A 5051-nucleotide genomic window follows, 5' to 3' on the forward strand; every position below is an offset into this window, starting at 1 on the left:
GCGGCGGACGTCGAGGTCGGCGATCGCGGAGAGCGCATGCGCCGACGCGGGCGCGACGTGCGCGGTGTAGTCGGCGAGGCTCAGCGAGCCCGCCCACGAGTCGAAGAGCTGGGCCGCGCTGGCGCCCCCGCGGCGCCCGCACCCACCGGGACGACCGAGCCGCCCGCCATCACGTCGCCGATCGCGACCGCGCAGCCCGCGACCGCGCCCTACGCGCAGGTCGCGCAGCGCCCGACCCGCATCGAGGCCGCCGAGTCCGGCGACGACGTGCAGAAGCTCCGCGGCCCGGCGGCGCGCGTCGTCACCAACATGGAGGCCTCCCTCGAGGTCCCGACCGCGACGTCGGTGCGCGCCGTGCCGGCCAAGCTCATGGTCGACAACCGCATCGTCATCAACAACCACCTCGCCCGCGGCCGCGGCGGCAAGGTGTCGTTCACGCACCTCATCGGCTACGCGCTCGTCGAGGCGCTCGCCGACATGCCGGCCATGAACGCGGCGTACACGCTCGTCGACGGCAAGCCCGGCGTCCTGCAGCCCGCGCACGTCGCGCTCGGCATCGCGATCGACCTCGCGAAGCCCGACGGCACCCGCCAGCTCCTCGTGCCGTCGATCAAGAAGGCGGACACGCTCGACTTCGCGCAGTTCTGGAACGCGTACGAGGACGTCGTGCGCCGGGCGCGCGGCAACAAGCTCGCGGTCGACGACTTCGCGGGCACGACGATCTCGCTGACGAACCCGGGCACGATCGGCACGGTCCACTCGGTCCCGCGCCTCATGCAGGGTCAGGGCACGATCATCGGCGTCGGCGCGATGGACTACCCCGCCGAGTTCGCGGGCACGTCCGAGGACCGCCTCAACGCGATGGGCGTCTCGAAGGTCCTCACGCTCACGAGCACCTACGACCACCGGATCATCCAGGGCGCGCAGTCGGGCGACTTCCTGCGCATCCTCGGCCTCAAGCTGCTCGGCGAGGACGGGTTCTACGACCGCGTGTTCGCGGCGCTGCGCGTCCCGTACGAGCCCGTGCGCTGGGTCCGCGACACGTCGAACGACCCCGACGACGAGGCCATGAAGCCCGCCCGCATCGGCGAGCTCGTGCACGCCTACCGCTCGCGCGGGCACCTCATGGCGGACACCGACCCGCTCGCCTACCGCCAGCGCAAGCACCCCGACCTCGACGTGCAGAACCACGGCCTCACGCTGTGGGACCTCGACCGCACGTTCCCGACGGGCGGGTTCACCGGCAAGCCCCGCGCGCGCCTGCGCGACGTCCTCGGACTGCTGCGCGACTCGTACTGCCGCAGCGTCGGCGTCGAGTACATGCACCTGCAGGACCCGCGCCAGCGCCGCTGGCTGCAGGAGCGCCTGGAGTCCGGCTACGCCCGCACGCCGCGCGAGGACCAGCTGCGCATCCTGCGTCGCCTCAACGCCGCCGAGGCGTTCGAGACGTTCCTGCAGACCAAGTACGTCGGCCAGAAGCGCTTCTCGCTCGAGGGCGGCGAGTCCGTCATCGCGCTGCTCGACGCGATCCTGTCGAAGGCCGCGAACGCGGGCCTCGACGAGGTCGGCATCGGCATGGCGCACCGCGGCCGGCTCAACGTGCTCGCGAACATCGCCGGCAAGTCGTACGCGCAGATCTTCAGCGAGTTCGAGGGCAACCAGGACCCGAAGTCGGTCCAGGGCTCGGGCGACGTGAAGTACCACCTCGGCACCGAGGGCACCTTCACGGCCGAGTCGGGTGCGACCACGCAGGTCTACCTCGCCGCGAACCCGTCGCACCTCGAGGCCGTCGACCCGGTCCTCGAGGGCATCGTGCGCGCCAAGCAGGACCGCATCGACCTCGGCGGCGACGGCTTCTCCGTGCTGCCGATCCTCGTGCACGGCGACGCGGCCTTCGCGGGCCAGGGTGTCGTCTTCGAGACGCTCAACCTGGCGCAGCTGCGCGGGTACCGCACGGGCGGCACGATCCACGTCATCATCAACAACCAGGTCGGCTTCACGACGGGCCCGTCGTCGTCGCGCTCGTCGCAGTACGCGACCGACGTGGTCAAGGGCCTCCAGGTCCCGGTGTTCCACGTGAACGGCGACGACCCCGAGGCGTGCGTCCGCGTCGCCGAGCTCGCGTTCGAGTACCGCGAGCAGTTCGACCGCGACGTCGTCATCGACATGCTGTGCTACCGCCGCCGCGGTCACAACGAGGGCGACGACCCGTCGATGACGCAGCCGCTCATGTACAACCTCATCGAGGCCAAGCGCTCGGTCCGCAAGATCTACACCGAGACGCTCGTCGCGCGCGGCGACATCTCGCTGACCGAGGCCGAGCAGGCGCTGCAGGACTACCAGCAGCAGCTCGAGCGCGTGTTCGCGGAGACGCGCGAGGACGGCTGGACGCCGCCGCCCGCCGAGGCCGAGGCCGTCGCGGGCCTCGAGCGCCCGGAGTCGCAGCTCGAGGACGCCGGCATCATGGTCGGCTGGAAGACCGCGGTCGACCGGGGCACGCTCGAGCGCATCGGCAAGGCGCACGTGCGCCCGCCGGAGGGCTTCACCGTCCACCCGAAGCTGCAGCAGCTGCTCAACAAGCGCGAGCAGATGTCGCGCGACGGCGGCATCGACTGGGGCTTCGGCGAGCTGCTCGCGTTCGGCTCGCTGCTCGTCGAGGGCACGCCCGTGCGCCTCGCGGGCCAGGACTCGCGTCGCGGCACGTTCGTGCAGCGGCACGCCGTGTTCCACGACCGCGAGACCGGCGCCGAGTGGACGCCGCTGCTCTACCTGTCCGCGGACCAGGCGAAGTTCTGGGTCTACGACTCGTCGCTGTCGGAGTACGCGGCCCTCGGGTTCGAGTACGGCTACTCGGTCGAGCGCCCCGATGCGCTCGTGCTGTGGGAGGCGCAGTTCGGCGACTTCGTCAACGGCGCGCAGACCGTCATCGACGAGTTCATCTCCTCCGCCGAGCAGAAGTGGGGCCAGCGCTCGTCCGTCGTGCTGCTGCTCCCCCACGGCTACGAGGGCCAGGGGCCGGACCACTCGTCGGCGCGCATCGAGCGCTTCCTCCAGATGGCCGCCGAGGACAACATGGTCATCGCGCAGCCGTCGACGCCCGCGTCGCACTTCCACCTGCTGCGTCGGCAGGCGTACCACCGCCCGCGCAAGCCGCTCGTGGTCTTCACGCCCAAGTCGATGCTGCGGCTCAAGGCCGCGTCGTCGGCGGTCGAGGACTTCACGACCGGCACCTTCCGCCCGGTCATCGGCGACGACCTCGCCGCGGCCAAGGCCGGCCAGGTGAACCGCGTGGTGCTGTGCTCGGGCAAGGTCTACTGGGACCTCCTGGCCGAGCGCGTCAAGACCGGCGACGAGCACACCGCGATCGTGCGGTTCGAGCAGCTCTACCCGCTCGACGAGGACGCGGTCCGCGAGGCGCTCGCGCCCTACGGCGACGCCGAGCTCGTGTGGGTGCAGGACGAGCCCCGCAACCAGGGCCCGTGGACGTACCTGTCGACGCACCTGCCGCAGCTCATCGGCCGTGAGCTGCGGGTCGTGTCCCGCCCGGAGTCGGCGTCGCCCGCCGCTGGGTCCGCCAAGCAGCACCAGGCGCAGCAGGCCCGGCTCCTCGAGCAGGCGTACGCGCGCTGACGCCCCGTCGGACGACACGAACCCCTCGGCCCTTCGTCGGAAGGTGCCGGGGGGTTCGTCGTCGGTGGCGCGCCGGCAGCCCGGGCGTCAGCCGACCGGGACCTCGACGCTGAACGTCCGGCGGTAGGCCTGCGGGCTCGTGCCGAGGGTGCGCGCGAAGTGGTGCCGCAGGACGGCGGCGGTGCCGAAGCCGCACAGCCGGGCGATCTCCTCGACCGTCGCGTCGGAGCGCTCGAGCATCTCCTGCGCGCGCACGAGCCGCTGGCGGGTGATCCACGCGGCGGGTGTCGTGCCGGTCTCCGACTTGAAGCGGCGCGCGAAGGTCCGCTCGGAGACGAACGCCCGGGCGGCGAGGTCGGGGACGGTGAGGTCCTGGTCGAGGTTCTCGACCATCCACGCGAGCAGCGGCGCGAGCGTGTCGGCGTCGCAGGGCAGGGGCGTGTCGACGTACTGCGCCTGGCCTCCGTCGCGGTGCGGGGGCACGACCATGCGCCGCGCGACGGCGGAGGCCATCGCGGCGCCGAGCTCGCGGCGCACGAGGTGGAGCGCGGCGTCGATGCCCGCTGCGGTGCCCGCGCTCGTGATGACGCGGTCGTCGTCGACGTACAGCACGGCGGGGTCGATGACCGCGGAGGGGTACCGGCGCGCGAGCTCGGAGGTGTACATCCAGTGCGTCGTGCAGCGCCGGCCGTCGAGCAGCCCGGCCTCGCCGAGCGCGAACGCGCCGCTGCAGATGCTCATGACCCAGGCACCGCGGTCGTGGGCGCGGCGCAGGGTGTCGAGGACCGCGTCGGGGACCTGCGTCGGCTCGCCGTACGCGGTCATCACGACGAGGTCGACGTCGTCGGCGGCGTCGAGCCCGTGCTCGACGAGCAGGGAGAACCCGGCCTTGGTGGTGACGAGCCCGGGCTCCGGGGCGCACACCGTGAAGTCGAAGCGCGGGCCGCCGGTGTCGGTGCGGTCGATCCCGAACACCTCGCAGGTGACGCCGAGCTCGAAGGGGGCCGTGTTCGGCAGGACGATCGCGGCGACGGAACGGAGCATGCCGCCAGTATCCCCACAGCCGTGGCGGAAACTCAACGGTCATCGTCAGTCCTGCCACTCGTGGCGCGACTTCGATGGTCGGAGAATTTCTGCCATGACCACATTCTGGATCCTCGTCGCACTCGCCGCCGCGGCCTGGTGGGTCACCCGCCTCGTCCTGGCCGTCCGCGGGGACGGTCTCGGCACCACGCCGCCGCCGTCGTCGCACGCCGACTGGTCCGACGCGACGTCGGACCTCCCGTCCGAGCCGTTCCGCGTCGCGGGCTGACGCCGCACCCGCAGCCACCCGCGGGACGGCGGCCCCGGTCCACCGCCGGGGTCGCCGCACCGCGGCCATGGAACGCCCACCCCACCCCGTCGGGCGACAGGCCCACCGA

At 72.3% G+C, this 5051-nt stretch carries 3 protein-coding genes; 2 read left to right on the plus strand and 1 reads right to left on the minus strand.

Translation table 11 applies throughout. The features are described from left to right. On the plus strand, nt 1-3630 hold a 3630-nt coding region (locus HGA02_RS09870), incomplete at its 5' end, for a multifunctional oxoglutarate decarboxylase/oxoglutarate dehydrogenase thiamine pyrophosphate-binding subunit/dihydrolipoyllysine-residue succinyltransferase subunit (protein WP_425483053.1). Nucleotides 3631-3717: 87 nt separating this feature from the next. Here HGA02_RS09870 and HGA02_RS09875 read toward each other — a convergent pair. Further along, complete coding sequence (locus tag HGA02_RS09875) at nt 3718-4674, minus strand: GlxA family transcriptional regulator (RefSeq protein ID WP_168678857.1); 957 nt, start codon at nt 4672-4674, stop codon at nt 3718-3720. A gap of 94 nt (nt 4675-4768) precedes the next feature. Between HGA02_RS09875 and HGA02_RS09880 the strand changes: the two genes are divergently transcribed. Then, on the plus strand, nt 4769-4942 hold the full coding sequence (locus HGA02_RS09880) for a hypothetical protein (RefSeq protein WP_160142930.1): 174 nt from the start codon (nt 4769-4771) through the stop codon (nt 4940-4942). Nucleotides 4943-5051 lie beyond the last annotated feature (109 nt).

The sequence above is a fragment of the Cellulomonas septica genome, assembly GCF_012396155.1.
In the GTDB taxonomy this organism is placed as follows: Bacteria; Actinomycetota; Actinomycetes; order Actinomycetales; family Cellulomonadaceae; genus Cellulomonas; species Cellulomonas septica.

Excerpts from the sequence above, each read along its gene's own strand:
- HGA02_RS09875 (WP_168678857.1), bottom strand. The coding sequence starts at position 4,674 with ATGCTCCGTTCCGTCGCCGCGATCGTCCTGCCGAACACGGCCCCCTTC.
- HGA02_RS09880 (WP_160142930.1), top strand. The coding sequence starts at position 4,769 with ATGACCACATTCTGGATCCTCGTCGCACTCGCCGCCGCGGCCTGGTGG.